This is a genomic window from Kitasatospora sp. NPDC092286 (assembly GCF_044755565.1).
In the GTDB taxonomy this organism is placed as follows: Bacteria; Actinomycetota; Actinomycetes; order Streptomycetales; family Streptomycetaceae; genus Kitasatospora.
Genome location: NZ_JBIVRD010000029.1, coordinates 58,076 through 80,750, shown reverse-complemented (window position 1 = coordinate 80,750; position 22,675 = coordinate 58,076). Strand labels below are relative to the sequence as shown.

The following is a 22,675-nucleotide window of genomic DNA, read 5'->3' as shown; positions in this document are numbered from 1 at the left end:
TCTTCTGATGCCAGGTGAAAGAGAATTGACGGTACGTCAGATGAACTGGGCGAGGGAACCCGGCCCACCCGGGGACCGCCGGCGCTGCCAGAACGGGCGGCTGTGCCACCGCTCCTCGCCGATGTGGATCTGGCGGTGGCCGTACCGGTAGGCGTCGAAGGTCTCGCCCAGCCGCGCCGCGTAGCCGTCCAGCGCGCCGGCCTCGCCGCGGAGCCGGGCGTCGATCGCCTGGCCCGCGCAGAGACCCGAATAGAGGGCGGTGAGGATGCCCTGCGAGGAGAGCGGGTCGAAGGCGATCGCCGCGTCCCCGGCCGCGATCCAGCCCTCGCCGGCGAGCGGCTCCAGCCGCGCGGTGTGCGCGGCGCAGCGGCGCGGTGAAGCCCCCGCGAGGGGCGAGCGGCCGACGGCGAGCCGGGCCGTGTGGCGGGTGGCGGCGAGCCGGTCGAGAAAGGCCCCTGGGTGGCCGAGGCCGGGCGGGGCGAGGTCGGTGTCGGTGAAGTAGGTGACGAGCCGGTGGGCGGGGGTGTGGGGCGCGGTGTACCACCAGCCGTCGGGGGCGGACTCGACGAGCGAGGCCCCCTCGCTGTCGGCGGGGCCCGCGGTCAGGCGCAGGTGGACGGCGATCAGCCGGTCGTAGCGGTGGCGGCGGGCTCCGCACCTGGTCGCGAGCGAGGCACGGCGGCCGGTGGCGTCGACCAGCCACCGGCAGCGCACCGGGCGGGCCGCACCGTCGGCGCGTACGGTCACCTGCCATCCGCCGCCGGGGTGGGGGGCGGGGTGGGTGACCGTGGCGCGTTCGGCGACGTCCGCCCGGTGCGTGCGGACGGCGGCGCGCAGCAGGCGGTCGAAGGCGGGCCGGTCGAGGTGCCAGCCGTGCCCGTACGGGTCGGTGATGAAGTCCGTCCGGTGCAGGTGCGGTGAGCCCCAGGCGGAGAGGGTGGCGCGGCAGGGGCGGTGATCGGCGTCGAGCGACCGGATGTCGACGCCGAGGTCGTGGAGGAGCAGCCGGGCGGCGGGCACGAGGGACTCGCCGGTCTTGGACGGGCCGCCGCCCGCGTCGGCGAGCAGGACGGTGCGTCCGGCCCGGGCCAGGGTGAGGGCGGCGGCGGCGCCCGCCGGGCCACCGCCCGCGACGACGGCGTCGTACCGGTCGGTCCCGTACCGCTCGGCGTACGGACCGTCGTACAGGTCGGCGTACGGGTCGGTGTCCGGGTCGGCGTACGGACCGGCGTACGGGTCGGTGTCGTACCGGCGGGCCGTGCGGCTCTCGGTGGGCGCCGCCGCCGTGGTCACCGGGTGTCCCGGAACGGGTCGACCTTGGCGAGGTAGCCGGCCGAGATCTCCTCGGGCCGGAACACGCTGGTGCGGGCGACCTCGTCGGCCGCGTGCTGCTCGACGGTGGCGCGCTGCTCCTCGGCCAGCCGGGGGTGACCGGCCTCGCGCACATGGATGTTGACGAGGTTCTGGCGGTCGTCGACCGGGCCGAGCGAGGGGTCGGGCGTGGACTCCACCAGGATCGCCTTCGGGAACTTGTCGTCCACCGTGTAGGGGTTGGTCTCGACGACGCCGAACTTGGACCAGTTGTCGACCATGTTCCGCAGGCCGGTCTGCTTGTCCGGGCTCAGGAACCGCAGCCACACCGCCCGCTTCACGAAGGCCTCTTCACGCCGGTCCTCGGTGATGGTGCCGTTCGGGGCCTGGTTGACGATGTCGAAGTCGGTCTTCTTCAGCACGTGGTTGGGCACCCGGGCCGGCCAGAAGGACGGCAGGTAGGGGCTGTAGCGGGGGCCGATGTTGGCCCGGAGTTCGTAGCCGGAGCGGCAGCTCGCGGTGTCGGTCTGCCAGGGGACGCCCATCCAGCGGGTGAGGCCGCCCGGCATCTGGGCGTGCAGGGGGCCGTTGGCCGACAACGCGCGTTCCGGCAGGAGGTACTGACCGTAGTCGGGTTCGGGATCGTCGTCCGGGCGGTGGCTGATCCGGAACGGCTCGGCGTAGAGGGTGTCGTGGCGGATCGGCCAGGTGACCTCGCAGCCGGGGTGGAAGGCGTCGGCGAGACAGTAGTCCAGGGCGGCCCGGTCGAGCAGCCCGGGCTGCAGCTCCACGGGAGCGCCGTCCAGCGACTGGTAGGCGGTGTGCTTCGTCTTGTCGTCGAAGTTCCCGTCCACCCACTGGGCGAGCATCTGGTCCTGGGTCGTCGTCAGGACTCCGTACTGGCGGGGGGACTTCGCGGGGACGGCCATGGCGTCCCCGTAGAGCCAGGGCCAGGGCAGCGGGGACAGGCCGTCCCGGTCGTAGCTGCGCATCTGGTAGTACACGCGCTGGCGGAGGTCGTGGTACTGGTCCTTCTTGCTGCCGAGGACGGCGAGCAGTCCGGGCGAGGTGAAGTCGTTGGGGCCGTTCCAGCCGTACTCGGCGGCGAAGCCCTGGTTGACCCACTGGTGTCCGTTGAACCGCTGGAGCAGCGGCTTGATGTGCTCGTCGAAGACGACCGTGGTGGGGGCGGGCAGGTCACCGGTCTGGACGAAGAGGTCGTACAGCAGGTCGTGGAGCGTCACGATGCCCTTGACGTCGGGCGCGTAGTTCGGGGGTGCGACCACCACCCAGGCCGGTTTCACCTCCACCGACGTGCCGTCGATGGTGACCTCGGCGGTCACCGGACCGTCGGAGATGTCGTCGTACCAGCCCTCGTTGTTGCCGAAGGTGGTGAGCGGGGACGGCGGGCTGGTGAACGAGGCGGAGCTGCCCCTGCCGCCCAGGACGACGAGCCGGCCCTTGTCGTCGGTCCGCAGCTCTCCCAGGTGGACGGGGATGTTGTTGATCTTCCCGGTGTCGAAGCTCTGGCCGCTCCGGCCCGCCCCCGTGATCGTCCGGGGGCCCGGGTCGATGGTCAGCACGTCCCTGGCGAGCGCGTTGTTGCGCCGTTCGTACTGGTCCTGCGACAGGCTCTGGGCCTCGGGGATGTCCAGCGCGAGCGAGAACTTGTACCAGGCCGCCTTCCGGTTGGCCAGGTGGACCGTCCACTCGACACCGGCACCGCCCTGTCCGTCCAGGATCTCCCGGACGACCTTGCCGTCCTTGTCGTAGCCGTAGACGCGGAAGCGCGCCGCCTGCCGTTTGATCCTGCCGGTGCCCTCCTTGTAGGAGCCCGGGCTCCTGGGCGGCTCGTCCGGTGTCTCCGGTCCGTAGAAGAACGTGTCACCGTTGCCCACCCGCGCGACACCGATCGCGGGGTGGATCTTCACATAGGCAATGGCGGTCATCTGGCTGGCTCCTGGAAGCTCGCGGGCTCCGGCGGGACGACGGGGCCTCGGACGCGGACGCCCCGGGGTCGGGCGGTGGCCGGCGGCCGCTTCGGGCGGAACCGCCGGGGTCCGTACCGCCGGCTTCGCGCCCTCCCCACCGTGGGAGCGCGTGGGCCGCACACCGGCTGACGGGTGCACGAAGGGATGCCGCGCGGGGATGTCCGCGTCTCCAGCATGTGACCGGGGCCATCGCCCGTCACGCCGGGTACGGCCAATCAAGGGAGCCGGCGTTCGAATGCCCGGTCGACGCCGGCCCCCGCCCCCGCACGCCGGAGGCTACGCCGCCCACGCCCCGGCCGGACGCGGCGAGGCCTCGGCGGAAGCGGCCAGCCGGTCGAGCATGGCGCGGGCGGCCGCGGTGCGGCGGTAGGGCGCCAGGCAGGCGCGGAGCAGCTCCAGGGCGGCTGTCACGCGGGCCGAGCGCAGACAGGGATAGTCCCGGCAGAAACCCTGCGCGGTGACGCAGGCCGCCTCGATCAGGCCGACCCGGATCTGGAGTTCGGCCAGCCGGGCCGCGGTGAGGGCGCGGGAGCGCCGCTCGGACGGCGGGTGGTGGCGGAGGGACCGCTTGAGGGCGCCGATCGCACCGGTGACGTCGCCGGTCGAGGTCAGCACCTCGGCCTGATGACGGGCCAGTTGGGCCGGATGGTAGGCACCGGGGCCACTGTCGCCGGGATCGGCTTTCGCCAGGTGGCGTTCAGCCTCGCGCAGCTGGGCCAGCGCGCGGTCGCGGTCCCCGTTCGCCGCCGTGGTCACGGCGAGTTGGCCGATCAGGAAGGCGGCCGTCATGTGGGCCGTCCAGCTGTGCTGTTCGGCGGCGCGCTCGGCGAGGAGGTGGGCCTCGCGCAAGTGGCCCAGACCGTAGGCGTGTTCACTCATACCGCGAAGCACGATCGCGCCGGTGACACCGTCCCCGCTCTCGCGGGCCAGGCCGAGGGAGGCGAGCTGGTAACGGCGGGCAAGCCCGTGCAGGTGCTCGTCGGAGCACATGGACCCGGCGAGGCAGACCAGCAGCGCGGCGGACGACAGCAGGCGGTCGGGAACGGTCGCGGCACGGTGGGTCCGCAGCCACAGCGTGACGTCGCCCGCCAGATAGGCGACCAGGGCGGTACGGGTGTGGCCGCCCCCGAAAGCGGCGTCCGCCCGGGAGAACATCGCGGTCATCGTCTCCACCATCTCGGCCCGCGACAGCCCGAACCGGGTACTCGGCCCCGGCCGGTTCCTTGCCGCCGGCCTCGCGGGCGTCTCCTCGGCCCGGCTGGGCGCGGCGAGTTGGATCTCGTGGTAGACGGTGTGACGTAACGCGGGGCGACGGGCGGGATCGGCGTCGGCAGCACACAGTTCGACCAGCTGGCGCACGCCGCACCGGTCGCCGAGGACCGGAACCGCACCCTCCGGGGCGGTGAGGCCCGTGAGACCGGTCAGGCCGGTCTCCGCGATCGCGACCGGTCGCCCGATCCGGCGGGTGAGCACCTCGGCGACCAGTACCGCGATCCGCGCGGGCGGCCGGGTACCGGCCAGCCAGCGGCACACCGCGGCCCGGCCGTAGGTGAGCACCAGGCCGCTCTCCCGGCCCGCGCCGTTGACGGCCTCGGCCAGACCCCGGCCCGTCCAGGAGGCCTCGTCCAGCAACGCGCGCAGCCGGACGTTGGGAGGGCGTGCGGTCATGGCGTTCTCCCTGCTCGGGCACGGCCCGCCACCCTTCGCGGCGACCGGAGGAGGCAACGACCTCAAGAGCGCCTCGCCGCTCGAACCGCCGATATGAAAGGGGTGCCGGGCCCCGGGCGGCAATCCGCCGGACCCGGCCTGGAACGCCGTCCCGCACCCGGCCGATTTCACAAGTTCACAACATGCAACGCCCTCAACGTATCCGTCCGCCGAACTCCTTGTGCCCGGGTGGCCGCCGCCGTCTACTGGCAGGTATCGACCCTCGGAGGAGGAGCGGCCCCGGCGGACGGAGAACGCACCGTTCGAGCGTCCTCCCGTACAGCATCTGCGTGGGCTACCGGTCGCCCGGGGCGATCCACTGCTCTCCCCTCTGCCCCAGTGCCCGGTATTCAGGAAAAGCGGAGTCCGAAATGGCGAGATCCGCATGGATGTTCACCAGTCCGGGGGCGCACCTGGCAGGCGCCTTCCGGCCACATGCCAACGGGATCCAGGAGCATCGCATGCTCCTGAAGGAGGTGGACAAGGCCGCCGCCGAGTACGGCTGGGGGCCGGTCTCGCCACTGCTGCTGCAGAGCACCGACGCTCGGATCCCCAGGACCCCCGAGGGCCCCGAGACTCCCGAAGGCCCCGAGCACCTGTGGCTCGGCTTCTACTCCACCTCCCTCGTGCTGGCCGACATCCTCGAACAGGCCGGTGTCCGCGCCGATGTCCTCCTGGGACACAGCAGCGGCGAGGTGACGGCGCTGGTCGTCGCGGGTGCGCTCGGCGTCGCGGACGGTGCGCGGCTGCTCTGCGAACGGTTGAAGGCCGTGACCGAGGCAGACCTGCCACCGGGCGCGATGCTCGCCCTCGACACCGATGTCCACCGGGCGCGGCACCTGTGCGGCGCCGCGGGCGACGGCTCGCTGACCGTCGCCGTCGACAACGGCCCCCGCCAGGTGGTGGTCTCCGGGCGCGCCGACGCCGTCGACGTGGTACGGCAACTGGCCGGGACGGCCGGGGTGAAGGCCACTGTGCTCGGCATTCCCGGCGCCTACCACAACCCGATGCTGGCCGCGGCGGCCCACCGGTTCGCGCTGGCCACCGCGGATGTGCCGATCCGGCCACCCACGACGCCGGTGTACTCGCCGCAGCTGGGCCGGTACCTGTCCAGCCGGGCGGAGGTCCGGGAACTGCTGGACGGGTTGCTCATCCTGCCCGTCGGCTTCCGGGAGACGTTGACGCGGCTGTACAGCGACGGCGTCGCGACGTTCGTCGAGTGCGGTGCCCGCAGTGTGCTGAGCGACCTGGTGTCCGCGAATCTTCCGGCCGGTGCGAGCGCGGTCCCCCTCCTGCCCGGACGGGCGGCGGCGTCGGTGCTGCGCGAGCGCGTCGGGTCGCTGCTCTCGGGGGACGGGGCCGTCGACGCGAAGCCCGTCGCCCTCGGGGCACCGGCCGACGAAGCCCCGCCGACACCGGCCGGCCCGGTCCTGCCCGCGTCCGAGCCGCCGGGCACCGCACCCGCAACAGCCGGCACCGTACCCGGACCGGTGCCTGATCTCACGCCTCACCCGGGTGCCGTGCCCGCGGCCACAACCGCCGAGGCCACGGGCGCAGAGTCCGCAGCCGCCGGGCTGCCTCCGCACGACGAACTCGTCACGCGCATCCGGCAGGTCTACGCCGACGCCCTCCAGTACCCCGTCGAGGTCATCGAGGAGGACTCCGAGCTGGAGGCCGAACTGGGGGTCTCGTCCCTCAAGCACACCCAGGCGTTCGTCCGTCTCCTGGACCTCTTCCGCCTGCCGACGCCGCCCGAACAGGTACGGGTCGCCTCCTACCGCACCGTCGGCCAGGTCGCGGAGCTGCTCCGGCAGCTCGCGGCAGGGCGACCGGCGGCCGAAGGTGACGGATCATGACATCGCGTACCGGACCTGCGGACCGCTCGGTCGCGGTTGTCGGGATGGGGGCCGTCGCACCGGGCGCGAACAGCCCCGAGGAGGTGTGGCGGGTCCTCACCTCGGACGAGCGCCGGTTCCGCCCGCCGGTCCGCTTCGACGGGGACCTCATCCACTCACCGGACCCAGAGGCCGAGGACCGCACCTTCGGCCGCGACGGCGGGTACATCTCCGGGTTCCGCCCCCATCCCGTCCTCGCCGCCGAGATCGAGCGCGGCGACTGGGGGCCGAGCGACAGCGAGGTGCTGTGGCTGCGGCACTGCCTGCTTCAGGCGCTGGACGGCGCCGGCCCGCGCCCCGGCCGGCGCGCGGGCTGCTACGTCGCGACCTGGACGGGGGCCACGCTGGCCGCCGAGGACACCCTGCTGGCCTCGTACCTGGCACGCCACATGGCACGTGGACTGGCCTCGGGGAGCGCCGCCCGCACCGCGTACGAGCAACGGCTGCTCACCCGGCTGCGTGGCCGCTACACCGACGCGAGCCCCCGCCCGCGTCTGGTACTGCCGGATCTGGTGGTGCGCCGGGCGGCGACCGGGCTGCTCCCCGAGGACAGCGACTGGCTGGCGGTCACCGCCGCCTGCGCCTCCTCCCTGTACGCCGTCGACCTCGGCATCGCGAGTCTGCTGGCCGGTGACTGCGACATCGCCTACTGCGGATCGCTCAACGGCATCGGCCGGCTCATGGCGGTCACCGCGGCCAAGTTCCAGGGCATGTCCGGGAGCGGGGATGTGCGGGCCTTCGACGCGAACGCGGACGGCACGCTGTTCTCCGAGGCCGCCACCATGATCGCCATCAAGCGGTACGACCGGGCCGTCGCGGACGGCGACCGGGTGCTCGCGGTGATCAGCGGCACGGGTCTGGCCACCGACGGACGCGGCACGACCATATCCACGCCCCACCCCGACGGGCTCCGCCGCGCCATTACGCTTGCCTGGGCCGACGGCACGGTGACGGCGGACGACGTCTCGTGGGTGATCGCACACGGCACCGGCACACTCAAGGGCGACCAGGTGGAGATCGACGGCCTGGTGGACGCGGCAGGGCCCGGCCGGTGCCTGCTGTGCACCTCGAACAAGTCGCTGCTCGGACACGCCGCCTGGGCGGCCGGCGGCCTCTCCGTCATCCATGCGGTGAAGGCCCTCGAACACGGTACGATCCCCGGCCAGCGCCGGTTCACGACCCCGCACCCGGCACTCGCCGGTACGTTGGTACACGTACCGACTGGGGATGTCAGCTGGCCCGCCGGGGACCGGCCGCGGGTGGTCGGGATCAGCGGATCCGGAGTCGGCGGGGCCAACGCCCACCTGCTGGTCCGTGACCGTCCGCAGGCCCCCGCACACGACGGGTCCCGGCCGCAGCGGGAACAGGACGACCCGCTGGTGCTCACCGCGTGGAGCGCCTGGCTGCCCGGCCGGCCCGAGCCGGAGGACGTGCACCACTGGCTCGCCACCGGCGAGGGCCCGCCCCCGCACGGCTTCGGGGACGCCTACCCGGCGTCGGACTTCGCCGCGACCCGGCTGCCCCCGGTCGTCACCGACGTCATCGACCGCAGCCATCGCATGGCCCTGGACGTCGCGCACCGGTTCGTCCTTGAGCACGGCGAACTGTGGGACGGCCTGCGGGAGGACACCGGCATCCTGTCCGCCCACTACGGCCCCTCCGAGAGCTGGGCCGACGCCACCGTCCGCGCGGCCTCGGGAGACCTGGAGGCCGTGCCGTGGAACGACGACGAGCAGGCCGCCTTCGACGCGGTACTGGCACAGGTACGCGCCAGGCAGCGGATCACCGACGAGTCGCTCACCGGCAGCGTTCCCGACCTGGCCGCCTACCGCATCGCCAACCGCTGGGACCTGCACGGCCCCACCATGTCCATCGACAGCGGCGCCACCTCGGCTCTCACCGCCCTCCACGTCGCCGCGCGCCACCTGCGGCAACGACGGATGAAACTGGCCCTGGTACTGGCGCTGAACAGCTCCACCACCCCGGAGACCGCGGACTTCACCGAGTCCGACCGGGCCCGGCTCGCCGAAGGCGCCTTCCTGCTCGCCCTCACCCGGGCCTCGGTCGCCCGCGAGCGGGGCTGGCCCGTGCTGGCCCACCTCACGACGACCACACTGCGTGAGGCGAACGACACCGCCCGGCCCACGGCGGACAGCCATGACTACCTGGGCGCGCAGGGCGCCGTCGAGCTGCTGCGCCGCCTCGTCCGCGGCGAACGGGCCGAGTCGGTCGGCGCCTCGCCCGGCCTGCTCGTCACGCTCACCCCGCCCGGCTCCCGGCAGCACGACGGCGATCCGGCACGCAGCAGCCGGGGCGCGATCGCCCTGCGGCGCAGCGATGCCCGGCCGGCGGCCGAGGCGGGAGCGGCCGTCCCCCCGTCGTCCGTGATACTGGTGGGTTCCGCGCGACTGGCCGCGCAACTGGCCGGCACGGCCGCAGCCGCGGGCGCCCTGCTGGTGAGCACCGATCCGGCCACCCCGCCCTCCGTCGCCGCGGTGGTCCCGGAGATCACCGACGAGTCGAGTGCGGACGCCGTCCTCGACCGGATCGCCGCCCAGCGCCCCGACATCCGCGTCTTCGCCGCCGTCCACCGCCCCGTCGAGGACTGGTACCTCCAGGACCCGGCCCTGGACCGACTGCTGGAATTCGCTCTGCTCGCCGCCAAACGCTGCGGTGAGCGGCTGACCCGGGGAAGCTTCGCCGTCACCGTGCTCGATCCGCTCCCCGATCTCCAAGTCCACCCCGACAGCGCGCAGTTCACCGGATTCGTCCGCGCCCTGGGCTGGGAGATCCCCCGGGACCGGGCCTTCGCGCTGGTCACCGACGCACCACTGGACGGCGCGCTGCACGAGCTCGCCGCCGAGAGTGCCGCAGACCGCGACGCCCCGGTGGCGTACTACCAGGGCGGGCTGCGGCACACCGAACTGCTCTGCCCGGCCCCGCTGCCCGTACCGGGCCCCGGCGATCCGGTGGACGCGCTGGGACCGGAGCCGGTGGTCGTCGCGGTGGGCGGAGCCCGCGGCATCGCCGCCGTGGCCCTGGCCGAACTGGCCCGCAGACACCGGCCGGTGATCTGGCTCCTCGGCCGCAGCGACCCCGGCTCCGTACCGCCGGAACTCCTCGACGCGGCGGACGGCGACGAGGCACAGCTGCGCGCCGACTTCATCCGACGCGGCACCACCGAGCGCCCCGGGCCCCCGATCGCGGAACTGAGCCGCACCTTCGACCGGAACTGGCTCGCCCGGGAGGCCGCCACGAACCTGCGCCGACTGCGCAGGCTGTGCGGTGCGGAGCGGGTCCACTACCAGCAGTGCGACATCACCGACCGGGCCGCCGTGGAGCGGGTGGTCGCCACCATCACGTCCCGCCACCCGCGGATCGACCTCCTGCTGAACTCGGCGTTCAGCCAGGAGTCGGCCCAGTACACGACGAAGACACTGGCCGGCTTCCGGCGCGTCAAGGACACCAAGATCGCCGGATACCGCCACCTCAAGGCGGCGTTCGCCGCCGCGCCGCCCCGGCGCTGGTGCAACTTCGGGTCCTCGATCGTGCTGTTCGGCCTGCCCGGCGAGACCGACTACACGGCGGGCAGCGAGTACCTCGCCGCCGCGGCACGCTACGAGTCCCGGCTCCTCGGCGGTACGGCCGTGACCGTCAACTGGGGCCTGTGGGAGGAGGCCGGATCGGCCGCCGCCGAGGCGACCCGCCAACGCCTGGAGCGCACGGGAGTACGCACCGGGGTGAGCAACTCCGAAGGCTGCGCCTACTGGCTCTCCGAACTCGTCTCGGCCCGCCCGGCCGAGCCCGCCCCCGTCTACACGACCGGATACGACCGGCAGATCGCCGAGCGCCGCTTCCCCCGGGTACTCGCGACCTTCGACACCGCCGACGCCACCGACACCGCCGATACCCGCGGCGTCCCGGCCGGCCTGCTCGGCGAACCCGTCGAGACATCACCCGGCCGGGCACGCTGGGACTGGGCCCTGAGCCCCGGGCACGACCGCTACCTCCTGGAGCACCTCGTCGACGGGCGGCCGACACTCCCGGGTATGGCCATGGTGGCCATGGCCGCCGAGGCCGCAGGCCGGCTCCACCCCGGCATGCCGGTCCGCCAGCTGCGCGACATCCGCTTCCAGGAGTTCGTCCGGGCCGATCCACGCACCCCGGGCCCCACCAAGTACCGCATCGTCGCCGAGGACACCACCGCGCAGGACTCCGCCACCCACCGGACCGTCCGGGTCCGCGTGCTCTCCGATGTGCGTACCCCGGGCGGCCGGGTGCTGCGTTCGGACCGCTGCCATGCCACTCTCGAGGTGCTGCTGGGCCCCCCGCAGGAGCCACCACCGCACTGGGACACCCCGCCCCTGGCTGCCGGGACCAGGCAGACCGACCCCCTCTGCCGCTCCGACTCACCGATCCGCCTGACCGGAGTCTTCCGGAACACGGTCGACATCCTCGCCGACGAGGAACGGGCCGAGGGGCGCTTCCAGCCGCTGCTCGCCCACGAGGACGCCTTCAGCCACGCCGTCCTGCCCGTCCTGCTCCTCGACGCCCTCGGCCGTACCTGCTGTTTCCGGCTCACCGGTCCCGGCAAGGTCGCCGTGCAGGCCCCGACCGGCATCGACCGCCTGGACATCCGCACTCCCGGCCCGGACAGCGAACTCGCCACCCACCACCCGGCGGGCATCGGTCTGCACGGAGAGCTCACGCAGGACCGGTACACCGCGTTCGCCCCCGACGGCACCGTCCTCGCCCAAATCACCGGCCTGCACTGCCAGGTCTTCGCCACACTGGACGCGGTGCTCCTGCCGGACCGCGGACACCCGGACACGGAGGTCGCACCATGACTCCGGAAGCGGCCCCGCCCCGCCCCGCCCCAGCACAACTCCGCTGGTACGAGATGGAGCACATCGTCACCTTCGGCGAGACCAGCGGCGCCGGCTTCGTCTATTTCGCCCATCTCTTCAGGTGGCAGGGCGAATGCCGTGAGCGCTTCGGCTGCGCCTACTGCCCCCGCTACATGGGCGGTCTCACCGGTGAACTCACCATGCTCACCTCCTCCGCCTCCTGCGAGTACCTCGGGGAGATCTGGGCCGCCGACCGGATCCTGGTGCGGCTCACCATCCCTTGGGTGCGACTGCACTTCATGAAGGGCGACTTCGCCTTCTACCGGACCAGTGAGGGCCGGGAGGACCTGGTCGCCCGCGGCGAGCAGATGTGGGCCAACGTCCACCGCGACGGCAGCACCTTCGCCCCTGCCCCCTGGCCCGCGGAAATCCTCGACGCCTGCGCGCACTTCGGGACAGATCTGACCCGCGCTCTCACCTAGGAGTCCGGCATGGACCCACGACCCGCCACCCCCGAACCGGCCCGACAGCAGATGTCGCCGGTAGAGGCACGCAGCCGCCGGATCACCCCGGCGACCGTCTTCGCCACCCTGGGGGCACTGTTCCTCGCCCTGCAGGCATGGATCTTCATCCGCTGGGCCGCCGCGGGTGACGCCCACGCGGTGCCGTCCGCCCACGACAACATATCCGCTCCCCGCGAAGCGGCCGTCTGGGCGGTACAAGCCGTAGTCGTCCTGCTCGCGGCCGTCTACACCTGGATCGTCGTACGGCAATGCCGCCGCACCGGGCAGATCACCTTCGACGCCGCCCTGTTGCTGGGGTACGTCCTCGCATTCTGGCAGTCGCCTCTGTTCAACTACCGGGCTCTGTCGATCGTGGTGAACCGCCACACCGTCAACGTGGCAACCTGGGGCGAGCAGATCCCGGGCTGGCACAGCCCACCAGGCCAGCCGGAGACCCTTCTGGGCCTGAGCGGGCTCGGCTTCGTCGCCCTGATGACCTGGGTGTGGATCCAGGCATGGCTCACCATCCGCATCTCCCGGCGCTTCCCGCAGTGGGGCTGGGGGCGACTCCTCCCCGCCGCGCTGGCCGCCGGATTCGTCGTCGACTGGGCAATCGAGGCCGTCTGGGGAAGCACAGGCTTCTTCTCGTACGCCACCCAGCCCACCGTCCTCACCCTGTTCGAGGGGCACTGGTACGGGATGCCGCTGCTGTACTACGCCGCGGTCACCCTGTTCATCTCCACCGGCGCCGTCGTGATCCGTCACCAGGCCCAGGCCCGCGGCACCGTCCCCTACATCTTCCGCGGAACGGAGCTCCTCACCGGCCGTGCCTCGGCCGCGGTCCGCCTCCTGGCGGGCATCGGACTGGCCAACATCCTGCTCCTCACCTACTTCGCTGTGACCCTCCTGATCAGCCACTTCCTCGGCGGTCCGATGCCGTCCGACACCCCCGGCTACATGTGGACGCCTTGATCTCATCTGGTAGTGCTTTGTTAGGTGGCTTGTCACATCGTGTAGTCGGTAGTTCTCCGGTCGTATGAGGGCTGGGGAGCTTGCGGTGTGGCGGGGTCGGTTGGAGGAGTTCGCGGCTGAGGTGTTCGCGCCCTTGGCCCGGTGTGATCAGCGGGTCAAGGGCGGACTGTATCTGCGGGGGCTGCTGCTGGAAGGCCGGCGCAAGTCGATGCAGCCGATGGCCGAGCGGCTGCAAGTCGACCACCAGCGGTTGCAGTAGTTCATGACGTCCTCGACCTGGTCGGTCGGGGACGTGCGGGCCCGGCGGGCCGTGCGGGCGGTGCGGGCGGTGCGGGCGGTGCGGCCCGAGGTGTGGGCCGTGGACGACACCGGGTTCCCCAAGGACGGCCAGGCGTCGCCCGGGGTCGCCCGGCAGTACTCGGGCACCCTCGGCAAGGTCGGCAGCTGCCAGATCGGCGTCAGCGTCCACGCGCTCTCCGACACCGCTTCCTGCCCGCTGTCCTGGCGCCTGTTCCTGCCCGAGTCATGGGACGGGCCGCAGGCGGCCGGGCGGCGTGCGGCCTGCCGGATCCCCGAGGACGAGCACCACCGGCCGAAATGGCGTCTGGCGCTGGACATGCTCGACGAGCTCGCGGGCACGGGGCTGCGGCCCGCCGTGCTGGTCGCGGACACCGCCTACGGCGCCAACGCCGACTTCCGTCACGGCCTGGAGGACCGCTTCCTGGCCTACGTACTGCAGGCCAAGGGCGAGATGACCGCCCACAGCGAGGACGCCGAACCGTACCAGCCGCCCTACGGAGGCCTCGGTCCGCGGCCACTGCCACGCCACCGCTCCCGCCCGATCTCCCCGCGCGAGCACGTTCCGGCCGCCGGACGCCGGGCCGGGCGGAGCGTGACCTGGCGCAAGGGCTCCAAAGCCGCGATGAGCTCGCACTTCGTCCTCCTGCGCATCCGGCTCGCCGGGCGGCGTCCCAGGCCGGCCCACGACGGCACGATCCCCCTCACCTGGCTGATCGCCCAGTGGCCGGAGAACGAGGCGGAACCGGTCAAGTACTGGATCTCGAACCTGCCCGCCGACATCCCCGCCAAGGACCTGGTCCGGCTGGCGAAGTCACGCTGGCGGATCGAACACGGCTACCGCGAGCTGAAGACCCGCCTGGGCCTGGACCACTTCGAAGGCCGCTCCTGCATCGGCCGGCACCGCCACGTCACCCTCGTCAGCGCCGCCCACCTGTTCCTCACCGAACAGCGGGCCCTCCCCAAAGCCCTGGCCAGGGCCTGACCTTCTACCAGGCCCTGGACCTCCTCCAACACCTCATCGCCACCTGGACCGGCACCTGCCCCACATGCCGACAACCCATCCCATGGCAGACCTACGACACCACCTGACAAAGCACTACCAGCTGTCGTCAAACTCCCTTCTGTGCACCGATGTTGGGGTGAGTGCGGGGCCGCCGAGGTCAGGGGCACGGCAGCCCGGACGCGCGGTCCGGGCCTCGAAGCGGACCCTGGCGGCCGCCCTGGCCGTCCGGTCAGCCGGTGGACCCCGGGACCACCAGACCGGACTCGTACGCGATCACCACCGCGTGCGTCCGGTTCTGCGCGCCGAGCTTGAGCAGCACGTTCCCGACGTGCGTCTTCACCGTCTCCAGACTCACCCCGAGCGCGTTCGCGATCTCCGGGTTGGACAGACCGGTCGCCATCAGCCGCAGCACCTCCTCCTCCCGCCCCGTCAGCGCCGCCCCCGGCAACGCCTCGGCGGAACCCAGCGGACGGGCCGCGACCATCCGGCGCAGCGCCGCCGGGAAGAGGATCGCCTCTCCCGCCGCGACCACCCGTACCGCCTGTGCGATCTGGCGGACCGGGAGCCGTTTGAGTACGAATCCGCTGGCTCCCGCGCTGAGTGCGGCGGTGACGTAGCCGTCGTTCTCGAAGGTGGTGATCATCACGACCTTCGGCGGCTCGGCCGAGGCGGCCAGCAACTGCCGGGTGGCCTCGATCCCGTTGCAGCGCGGCATCCGCACGTCCATCAGGACCACGTCCGGCCGCAGCAGCCGCGCCCGCTCGACGGCCTCGACGCCGTCGGCGGCCTCCCCGACCACCGTGATCCCCGGCTGTGCCGCGAGCAGCATGCGCAGACCACTGCGGGTCACCTCGTCGTCGTCCGCGATCAGGAGCGTCACGGGGGCGCCGGCAGGGTCGGTCATGCCGACAACCGTATCGGCAGCCGGACCGCCAGCCGCCAGTGCCGCGGCCCGTCCGGACCGGCCTCGATCTCGCCGTGCAGCAGCCGCACCCGCTCGGCCAGCCCCGGCAGACCGTGCCCGGACGTCGGAAAGACACCCGCCCCCGTGCCCGTCCCCGCTCCGGTCCCGGTCCGGTTGACCACGCCGAGCTCCAGCCCGTCCGGCGCGACCGTCACCCGGACCTCGACCGGACCACCCGCCCCGTGCCGCAACGCGTTCGTCAGCCCCTCCTGCAGAATCCGGTACGCCGCCCGGGAGAGCGTCCCCCGCACCCGCGCCAGGTCGCCCGACAGCACCGGCTCCACCACCGCACCCGCGCACCGCAACCGGTCCAGCAACTCGGGCAGATCCGCCAGGGTCCGCGCCGGCGCCGTCCCCGGCTCCTCCTCACGCAGCACACCCAGCACATAGTCCAGGTCCTCCAACGCGGCCCGGGCCGACTCCTCGATACCACGCAGAGCCGCCCGCGCCGCCACCGGATCGACGCAAAGCACCTCACCCGCCACCGCCGCCTGAATCGTGGCCGCCGTCAGCGTGTGCCCGATCGAATCATGCAACTCACGGGCCAGCCGGTTGCGTTCGGCCAGCAGCAGCTCCCGCTCCGCCGCCAGCGCAAGCCGCTCGGCCGACGACGGCCCCAACAACCCCGGCGCCAGCCACCGCAAAGCACCCGTCACCACCACACACACAACCGGCACCAGCACCAGACAGACAAGCGCCACCACCCAACTGCTCCAGCCGTCCCCCACCCGCACCGACCAGCCGAACAGACTCAGCCCCGCCTCGGCGCCGGACCAGCCCCCCGGCAGGGCCAGGCCCGCGCCGAGCAGCACCATGCCCGCCAGGCCTCCCGTCCACCCCAGCGCCACCTGCAGCAGCAGCCAGAGCGGCGTCCGCCAGCGATCGGCACCGGACGACACGACAGGGGCCGACGCGGTGCCGGGTGAGCCCGTCGGCCGACGACGGACCACCGGATCCGGCAACGACACTCCCAGCAGCCGACGCGCGCCGACGATCAGCACCCGCCGCGTGGTGCGGGCCAGCCCGACCACGACGATCAGTGCCGCCCAGACCAACAGGGTCAGCACGAACCGAACCCCATAGGGAGCGGACCGCCACACCAGCGCCGGCAGCATGGCGAAAGGAAGCAGCGGCAGGCTCGCCAGCGCTCCGCAGTAGGCGAACAGCGCACCCGCGTACGTGGAGCCGCGCAGCAGCGGCCGGATTCCCCTGATCATGATCGTCAGTATGGCCGGGCAGCCCACCGGCGGCCTCCCCCGATCGAGGGAGCGTTACGGCCACCGTGAGCCCGGCCACCGCCGACACCTCCTTGATCATCAGATCCGCCGTCGACCGGACACTCCCCCTCGACGTCCGTTCAGGGCGACTCCGCAAGGTCACCCCATTCAGTCGGAATCCCGGTATCTGTGCGACAGGCCGGCCGGAGCTCTCCACGCCGCTGTGACCTGCGGGTTCACGCGATCACCCGGGCTTTGAACCCCTCCTGTTCACACGGTTGGCAGCGCGCGGAAAAGGTCGCTGGATGGCGAGGACGATCCCTGTCGCATAGAAATAGCCCCATGGGCGGCGATCCCCAAGAACCATTCCGGGGCCCGGCTCCCTCACCGTCTCCCGCCCGTACACGAGGGGGCGGAAGGGGCGGAATGCGCCGACGAACTCGTCGCACGACCACTGGAACCGCCTGTTGAGCCGTCGTCGGCAGATGAGTCCGCAGGCGGGCGGGACGAGCGACCGGCGGGATGCCGTTCGACCAGGGCGAGGAGCCGGATCTCGCTGCCATCGCTGATCAGGTGATGCTTGCCACCGGTCCGGGCGGGCTGCGCAGGCATGCCCCCCTCCATGAAGCGCATGGCTACCCGGAGGCCTGTTCCACTGCATCACCTCGACAGAAAGGACTGTCCGTGCTGCATTCGATCTCAGCTGTCATTTTCCTCGGCCTTGTGTTCCTCGCACTTGTCCTCGTCCACCACCGGCCGGCCGTCGTATTCACTGGGATCGTTGGCGTACTCTTCGGTTTCGCATTGGCGACTTCCTCCCTTGCCCCCGCCATCGACAACGTCCTGTGTGTCATCTTGTCGGCTCTGGAGAACTTGTCGCGGTAGCGGCTGTCGGCGTACGCGCGAGGCCCCTCACGATTTCGTGAGGGGCCGTCCGCGTCCACGAACACCAGAACGGCCGGTCAACCCGACATCCCGTCGGACTGACCGGCCACATGGGGTCGGCTGACCTGACCCTATGAGGGCCGATCCCCCTCCCACTGGCCGCAGGCCGCTTCGACGCAGGGCCCGGCGAAGCGGAACCGTGCCTCCGGCGGGCGCAGGCCGGGGGCGGAGGCCCGGGCCGTGAACTCGGCGTCCACTGCCGGCGGCGGGCGCAGTGCGGCGACGGTCCCGTCCTGCCGGACGATGCCGAGCAGCAGGTGGCCCGGGGCGCACAGGCTGCTCGGGCACGTCGCCCCGGCCCGGGCCGCATCGGTCTCGGCGGTGCCCACCACTCCCCCGGCGCCATCACGATCCCGATCGGACCCGGCCGCCGCACCGACGCGTCCACCGCGTCGTGCGGTGAGCCGGCGTTGCCGAACGGCGCCTCACGCGGCGGCGGCGCGAGGTCGAGCCCCGCGACCTCGTCGAGGACGGCCCTGCGCACCGCGTCCCCGATCCTCTCCAGCACATCCCATCGACGACGCTGCCACCGGGGCCCCGGACCGGGCGACCGCTGCTGACCGATTGGAGTGAGATGGTCCGCACCGGGCCCGCTGCCTGGTCGTTTCGGGGGTACGTCGGCGCGCCACCCCTCGCAGGTCTGTGCACGCTTGTCTGGGATCCGGAAGCCGCGAGCGGCATCGCCCGAAGCGACCCGCCGGCCCCGACCCACCACCGCACCGACGGGAGCACAGCATGACCGGGACCCCCGAGCCCTTCGACGACACCGCCGGGCTGCCACCCCTGCCGGGCTGCGCCGAGAACGCGGCCGGCGCACTGAAGCAGATGTTCGTGGACCTGACCCAGGGCGTGCGGATGGCCCGCGGCCAGGACCCCGTCAAGCGGCCGGTGTTCCTCAAACCGCACGGCGTGGCCCGTGGCACGCTCACGGTCGCCGACGACCTGCCGGCGGACCTGCGCGTCGGGTTCCTGGAGAGCACCCGCACCCAGGCCGGCGGCCTGTCCGCCTGGGTGCGGTTCTCCAGCGACACCGTGCCCGGCAGTCCCGACCTGATGACCACCCTCGGCATCGGCATCAAGCTGTTCGGTGTGCCCGGCCCGAAGCTGCTGGAGGGCTACGCCGAGGCCGGCACCCAGGACCTGCTGCTGCAGAACTTCGACGTCTTCTTCGTCGACACCGCCCAGGACATGTGCGAGTTCACCAAGGCCGGTGTCATCGACGGCAGTTACGACAAGTACCTGGAAGCCCATCCGGTCACCCGCGAAATCCTCGACGCGATGGCCAAGTTCGAGCCGAGCGTGCTGACCGCCACCTACTGGGGTGTGCTCCCCTACGCCTTCGGACCGGATCGTTTCGTCAAGTACAAGCTGGTGCCCGCCGGTTGCGAGACCGGCGACCCGGCGGCGACTCCGCCCGACGAGAACCCCACCTACCTCGGTGCCGACCTGGTCCACCGGCTCAAGGCCGGTCCGGCGGCCTTCGACCTGATGCTCCAGTTCCGCACCGACGACGAGAAGATGCCGCTGGACCGGGCGACCGTGCGGTGGGAGGAGTCCGAGAGCGCCCCCGTGAAGGTGGCCCGGCTGACCCTCCAGCAGCAGGACGTCACGGCCCGCGGCCAGGCCGCGTACGGTGAGAACCTCTCCCTCAACCCGTGGCACGGTCTCGCCGAGCACACCCCGGTGGGCAGCATCGCCGAGGTGCGCAGGACGGTGTACCTGGCCTCGGCCGAACAGCGCCGCGACGTGAACGGCGTCCCGACGGCCGAGCCCGGCCCCGCCCGTCCGCAGATCACCCCGCCGGCGGCCCGCGACACCCGGATCGTCCGGGCCGCCGTGCACCCGGCCATCGGCGTGGCCCGGGTCGGCGACAGCACGATGGACGACTTCGTCCTCGCCCCCGAGGTCGACGATCCGGCCCCGCTGCCCGCCGGGAGCTACAAGGACGTCACCGGCGCCCTGAAGCGCCAGGCCGTCCGGTTCCGGGTCTACGGTTACAACGCCGCCGGCCAGCCGGTCGCCGAACTGACCGCCGACAACGCCGACCTGCGCTGGACCGTGCACGTCGCCAACTCGAAGGCGGCCTGGTACCAGTTCCAGATCGCCCTCGACATCCCGGAGGCGAACCAGTCCGACGCCAGCAACCTGCGCAACCCCAAGATCCAGGCCGACCAGCGCAAGGACCTCCTGGTCATCGACCCCGGCCCCCGTTCGGTGCGCGGCCGCGACCGCTCCGACAAGCCCGAGTACCGCTTCGACACCGGCACCTTCATGGGCAAACCCGTCTACCTCGGGGAACTGCGCACCGACGACAGCGGCCGGCTGATCTTCCTCGGCGGCCACGGCGTCTCGGCCTCGTCGACCGGCACCCCCGCCGACACCTTCGCCAACAACGACGGCTGGTACGACGACACCTCCGACGGCCCGGTCACCGCCGAGGTGAGCATCGACGGACGGCCGATCCCGGTCGAGCCGGGCTGGGTGGTGACCGCGCCCCCCAACTACGCGCCCGAACTCGCCTCGGTGCGCACGATGTACGACCTGGTGCGCGACTCCTTCTTCAGCGCCGGGCAGCTCCCCGAGCCGCAGCAGGTCTCGTTCACCCGTGACGTGCTGCCCGTGCTGCGCCGGCTGTCCGGCCTGCAGTGGGTCAACAAGGGCCTGGCCACCCAGTTCGGCTTCGGCGGCCGCGAGTTCCTCCTCGACCCCGCCCGGGTCGCCGCGCTGGCCGACCCCTCGCCCGTCCAGCGGGAACTGCGCCGGCAGATCTGGCTCGCCGTCCGCGACTACGACCGCGACGGCATGTCACCGGTGCCCTGGCCGCCGGTCTACGGCGACGCGATGAACCTGCCGCCCCAGTCCGTGCGCCAGCACATGGCGCTCTCCGCGTTGCAGTACCGCCTCCTGCAGCGCTGGGCCCGCGGGGACTTCGTCGACGACTACGACCCGACGGCCGCGCCGCCCGCCACCCTCGACGACGTCCCGTTCGCCGAACAGCCCGGGACCCTCGACCGGGCGGCCCTGTCGTTCTGCCTCGCCGACGCCTTCCACCCGGGCTGCGAGCTGACCTGGCCGATGCGCCACATCACCCTGTACAGCGGCCCGTTCCGGGTGCGGCACCGCGACCCGGCGGCGCCTCCCCCGCCCGACTACGGCCAGACCCTGACGCCGGAGCTCGCGCTCTCCCTCGACGGCCCGCTGCACGCCCAGGGCCCGGGCGACCTGACCCGGTGGATGGCGGTGCCGTGGCAGACCGACACGGCGAGCTGCCGGTCGGGCTACGAGTACGGCGTCTCGCTCGGCTTCGGCCCGTACGACCCGTACCTGCCCACCTTCTGGCCGGCCCGGGTGCCCAACCACGTGCTCGCCGAGGAGGACTACGACGTGGTGATGGACACCTCCCGCCCGATCGCCGATCGCCTGGCCGCGTTCCAGAACCGGCGGACCTGGCTCCGCTGGCTGCCCCGCGACTACACGGCCGCCATCAACGCGATGGTGCAGGACTTCGGCAGGCTCGGGGTGGTCGAGCGCCGGCCCGGCCCCAGCGACGATCCCCGTCTCCCGGCGGAGGTCCTGGTGGAGTCCGAGGTGAGCTTCCCCGCCGAGCCCGCCCCGCCGGCCGGGCGCAACCTGGTCACCGTGCACGTGGAACGCGGCGCGGACCCCGTCCTGGGCGCGGCCGCGCTGGCCACCGCGGCCACCATGGCGGACGCTCCCGACGAGGAGGTCTCGGCCGGGTTCATCGACAAGGTCAAGCGCCTGCGGCCCAGCCGGTGAGCCCTCGCCCGCCGGTTCGCGTGCGCCCGTCCGGCCCCGTCGACGCCGTCGACGCCGCCGTGGCGGGCGGCGGTCCGGCGGGCGCCGTGGCGGCGCTCGTCCTGGCCCGGGCCGGCCACCGCGTCGTGCTCCTGGACGACGGCGGCCACTCCCCGCCACGCGCCGCGCCCCCCGCCCGGCCCGCGTTCAAGATCGGGGAGTTCCTGCCGCCCGCCGCCCGGCCGCTGCTCGGCGGCCTCGGGCTGCTGGACGCCTTCCTGGCGTCCGGTCACCCCGTCTCCACCGGCACGTACGCCGCCTGGGGGTCGGAAGCGCTGCACGGCCGCAGCCACCTGTTCGACCCGTACGGGCACGGCTGGCACCTCGACCGGCTCCGCTTCGACGCCTTCCTGCGGGACACGGCCGTCGCGGCCGGCGCCGAACTGCGGCAGGCCACCGCACTGGAGCGGATCGACGACCGCCTGATCGTCCGCGAGCGGACCACCGGCGCCGTGGCGGAGCTGTCCGTCCGCTGGACGGTCGACGCGACCGGCCGACGCTGCGTCATCGGCCGACGCGGCGGCCACCGCCGACGGCAGGACCGGCTCGTCGCCGCGTACGCCGTGTTCCCCGACCGCCACCCGTCGGGCCCGGCGCAGCCGGCCGGCCCGGAGGGCCCGGGGGACGCCGAGGCCCGCACCCTGGTGGAGGCGGCGCCGCACGGCTGGTGGTACACCACCCGGATCCCGGCCGGGCGCCTGGTCGCCCATCTGACCGACGCCGACCTCGCCGAGCCGTCCCTGCGGACCCCGCAGGGCTTCTGGCACGCGCTCAGTCGCACCGTCCACGTCCGGCGCCGCCTGACCGGACACGGTCCGGCCGCGACGCCCGTGCCGCGCTGGACGCCGGCCCACGGCCTGCGGCTCACCCCGGCGGCCGGGCCCGGCTGGGTGGCGGCCGGGGACGCCGCCCTCGCCTTCGACCCGCTCTCCTCGCAGGGCATCCTCACCGCACTGCACACCGGTGCCCGCGCCGGACGGGCCGTGGCCGACTGCCTCGCCGACGGGGGACGGACGAGGGCATCGCTCGCCGACTACACGGCGTTCCTGGACGGCATCGCGGCGGCCTACCGAAGGAATCATGCGTACGCGTACGGCCAGGAGCGGCGTTGGCCTCTGAGTCCCTTCTGGGGTCGCCGCCGAACGGCGGACAGCCCTGCGGCGGCATAGCCTGAAAGGGCCGGAACGCTCCTCCAAGGGGTCAG

The 22,675-nt window shown here is 72.8% G+C and carries 13 protein-coding genes and 1 pseudogene; 8 read left to right on the top strand and 6 right to left on the bottom strand.

The genetic code is table 11. The features are described 5' to 3' along the window. Positions 1 to 36 precede the first annotated feature (36 nt). The 3 genes from ACIQIB_RS26850 to ACIQIB_RS26840 all read right to left on the bottom strand — a co-directional run bounded on the left by ACIQIB_RS26850 (position 37) and on the right by ACIQIB_RS26840 (position 4,970). Positions 37 to 1,293, bottom strand: a complete 1,257-nt coding sequence (locus ACIQIB_RS26850) for an NAD(P)/FAD-dependent oxidoreductase (RefSeq protein ID WP_400761151.1) — start codon at positions 1,291 to 1,293, stop codon at positions 37 to 39. Continuing rightward, positions 1,290 to 3,260 (bottom strand): LodA/GoxA family CTQ-dependent oxidase, encoded by a 1,971-nt coding sequence (locus ACIQIB_RS26845; protein WP_363608045.1) that lies wholly within the window; start codon positions 3,258 to 3,260, stop codon positions 1,290 to 1,292. Before ACIQIB_RS26845 ends, ACIQIB_RS26850 begins: the two co-directional genes overlap by 4 nt. A gap of 318 nt (positions 3,261 to 3,578) precedes the next feature. Next, complete coding sequence (locus ACIQIB_RS26840) at positions 3,579 to 4,970, bottom strand: hypothetical protein (protein WP_363608046.1); 1,392 nt, start codon at positions 4,968 to 4,970, stop codon at positions 3,579 to 3,581. Between the two features lie 500 nt (positions 4,971 to 5,470). Here ACIQIB_RS26840 and ACIQIB_RS26835 point away from each other — a divergent pair, with 500 nt between their 5' ends. The 5 genes and pseudogenes from ACIQIB_RS26835 to ACIQIB_RS26815 all read left to right on the top strand — a co-directional run bounded on the left by ACIQIB_RS26835 (position 5,471) and on the right by ACIQIB_RS26815 (position 14,508). After that, a complete protein-coding gene (locus ACIQIB_RS26835; protein ID WP_400761148.1) occupies positions 5,471 to 6,865 on the top strand; it encodes an acyltransferase domain-containing protein in 1,395 nt (464 codons plus the stop codon). After that, positions 6,862 to 11,751 carry an SDR family oxidoreductase gene (locus ACIQIB_RS26830; protein ID WP_400761145.1) on the top strand — a complete coding sequence of 1,630 codons (4,890 nt, stop codon included), beginning with the start codon at positions 6,862 to 6,864 and terminating at the stop codon, positions 11,749 to 11,751. The genes ACIQIB_RS26835 and ACIQIB_RS26830 overlap by 4 nt, the downstream gene beginning before the upstream one ends. Further along, complete coding sequence (locus ACIQIB_RS26825) at positions 11,748 to 12,233, top strand: acyl-CoA thioesterase (protein ID WP_400655873.1); 486 nt, start codon at positions 11,748 to 11,750, stop codon at positions 12,231 to 12,233. The genes ACIQIB_RS26830 and ACIQIB_RS26825 overlap by 4 nt, the downstream gene beginning before the upstream one ends. 9 nt (positions 12,234 to 12,242) lie before the next feature. Then, the gene (locus ACIQIB_RS26820) at positions 12,243 to 13,226 is read left to right on the top strand and encodes a spirocyclase AveC family protein (protein ID WP_363608050.1); all 984 of its coding nucleotides are present in this window, start codon (positions 12,243 to 12,245) and stop codon (positions 13,224 to 13,226) included. 64 nt (positions 13,227 to 13,290) lie between these two features. After that, positions 13,291 to 14,508 (top strand): annotated as a pseudogene (locus ACIQIB_RS26815) (IS701 family transposase). Positions 14,509 to 14,758: 250 nt separating this feature from the next. On the opposite strand, the gene ACIQIB_RS26810 reads toward ACIQIB_RS26815, so the two are convergent. Continuing rightward, entirely contained in the window at positions 14,759 to 15,433 is a 675-nt protein-coding gene (locus ACIQIB_RS26810) for a response regulator transcription factor (protein ID WP_363608051.1), read from the bottom strand. Beyond that, positions 15,430 to 16,710, bottom strand: coding sequence for a sensor histidine kinase (locus ACIQIB_RS26805; protein WP_400761141.1), 1,281 nt, complete (start codon positions 16,708 to 16,710; stop codon positions 15,430 to 15,432). Before ACIQIB_RS26805 ends, ACIQIB_RS26810 begins: the two co-directional genes overlap by 4 nt. 522 nt (positions 16,711 to 17,232) lie before the next feature. Between ACIQIB_RS26805 and ACIQIB_RS26800 the strand changes: the two genes are divergently transcribed. Beyond that, a complete protein-coding gene (locus ACIQIB_RS26800; RefSeq protein ID WP_363608053.1) occupies positions 17,233 to 17,595 on the top strand; it encodes a hypothetical protein in 363 nt (120 codons plus the stop codon). A 131-nt stretch (positions 17,596 to 17,726) separates the two neighbouring features. Here ACIQIB_RS26800 and ACIQIB_RS26795 read toward each other — a convergent pair whose 3' ends face one another. Beyond that, complete coding sequence (locus ACIQIB_RS26795) at positions 17,727 to 17,984, bottom strand: hypothetical protein (RefSeq protein WP_363608054.1); 258 nt, start codon at positions 17,982 to 17,984, stop codon at positions 17,727 to 17,729. Positions 17,985 to 18,390: 406 nt separating this feature from the next. Here ACIQIB_RS26795 and ACIQIB_RS26790 point away from each other — a divergent pair, with 406 nt between their 5' ends. Both ACIQIB_RS26790 and ACIQIB_RS26785 read left to right on the top strand, forming a co-directional pair. Continuing rightward, positions 18,391 to 21,432: a LodA/GoxA family CTQ-dependent oxidase gene (locus ACIQIB_RS26790; RefSeq protein ID WP_363608056.1), complete on the top strand. Its 3,042-nt coding sequence runs from the start codon at positions 18,391 to 18,393 to the stop codon at positions 21,430 to 21,432. A 20-nt stretch (positions 21,433 to 21,452) separates the two neighbouring features. After that, the gene (locus ACIQIB_RS26785; RefSeq protein ID WP_363608057.1) at positions 21,453 to 22,640 is read left to right on the top strand and encodes a tryptophan 7-halogenase; all 1,188 of its coding nucleotides are present in this window, start codon (positions 21,453 to 21,455) and stop codon (positions 22,638 to 22,640) included. The last annotated feature ends 35 nt before the right edge of the window (positions 22,641 to 22,675 follow it).

Excerpts from the sequence above, each read along its gene's own strand:
- ACIQIB_RS26825 (WP_400655873.1), top strand. The coding sequence starts at position 11,748 with ATGACTCCGGAAGCGGCCCCGCCCCGCCCCGCCCCAGCACAACTCCGC.
- ACIQIB_RS26830 (WP_400761145.1), top strand. The coding sequence starts at position 6,862 with ATGACATCGCGTACCGGACCTGCGGACCGCTCGGTCGCGGTTGTCGGG.
- ACIQIB_RS26845 (WP_363608045.1), bottom strand. The coding sequence starts at position 3,260 with ATGACCGCCATTGCCTATGTGAAGATCCACCCCGCGATCGGTGTCGCG.
- ACIQIB_RS26835 (WP_400761148.1), top strand. The coding sequence starts at position 5,471 with ATGCTCCTGAAGGAGGTGGACAAGGCCGCCGCCGAGTACGGCTGGGGG.
- ACIQIB_RS26800 (WP_363608053.1), top strand. The coding sequence starts at position 17,233 with ATGCCGTTCGACCAGGGCGAGGAGCCGGATCTCGCTGCCATCGCTGAT.
- ACIQIB_RS26805 (WP_400761141.1), bottom strand. The coding sequence starts at position 16,710 with ATGATCAGGGGAATCCGGCCGCTGCTGCGCGGCTCCACGTACGCGGGT.
- ACIQIB_RS26840 (WP_363608046.1), bottom strand. The coding sequence starts at position 4,970 with ATGACCGCACGCCCTCCCAACGTCCGGCTGCGCGCGTTGCTGGACGAG.
- ACIQIB_RS26790 (WP_363608056.1), top strand. The coding sequence starts at position 18,391 with ATGACCGGGACCCCCGAGCCCTTCGACGACACCGCCGGGCTGCCACCC.
- ACIQIB_RS26820 (WP_363608050.1), top strand. The coding sequence starts at position 12,243 with ATGGACCCACGACCCGCCACCCCCGAACCGGCCCGACAGCAGATGTCG.
- ACIQIB_RS26810 (WP_363608051.1), bottom strand. The coding sequence starts at position 15,433 with ATGACCGACCCTGCCGGCGCCCCCGTGACGCTCCTGATCGCGGACGAC.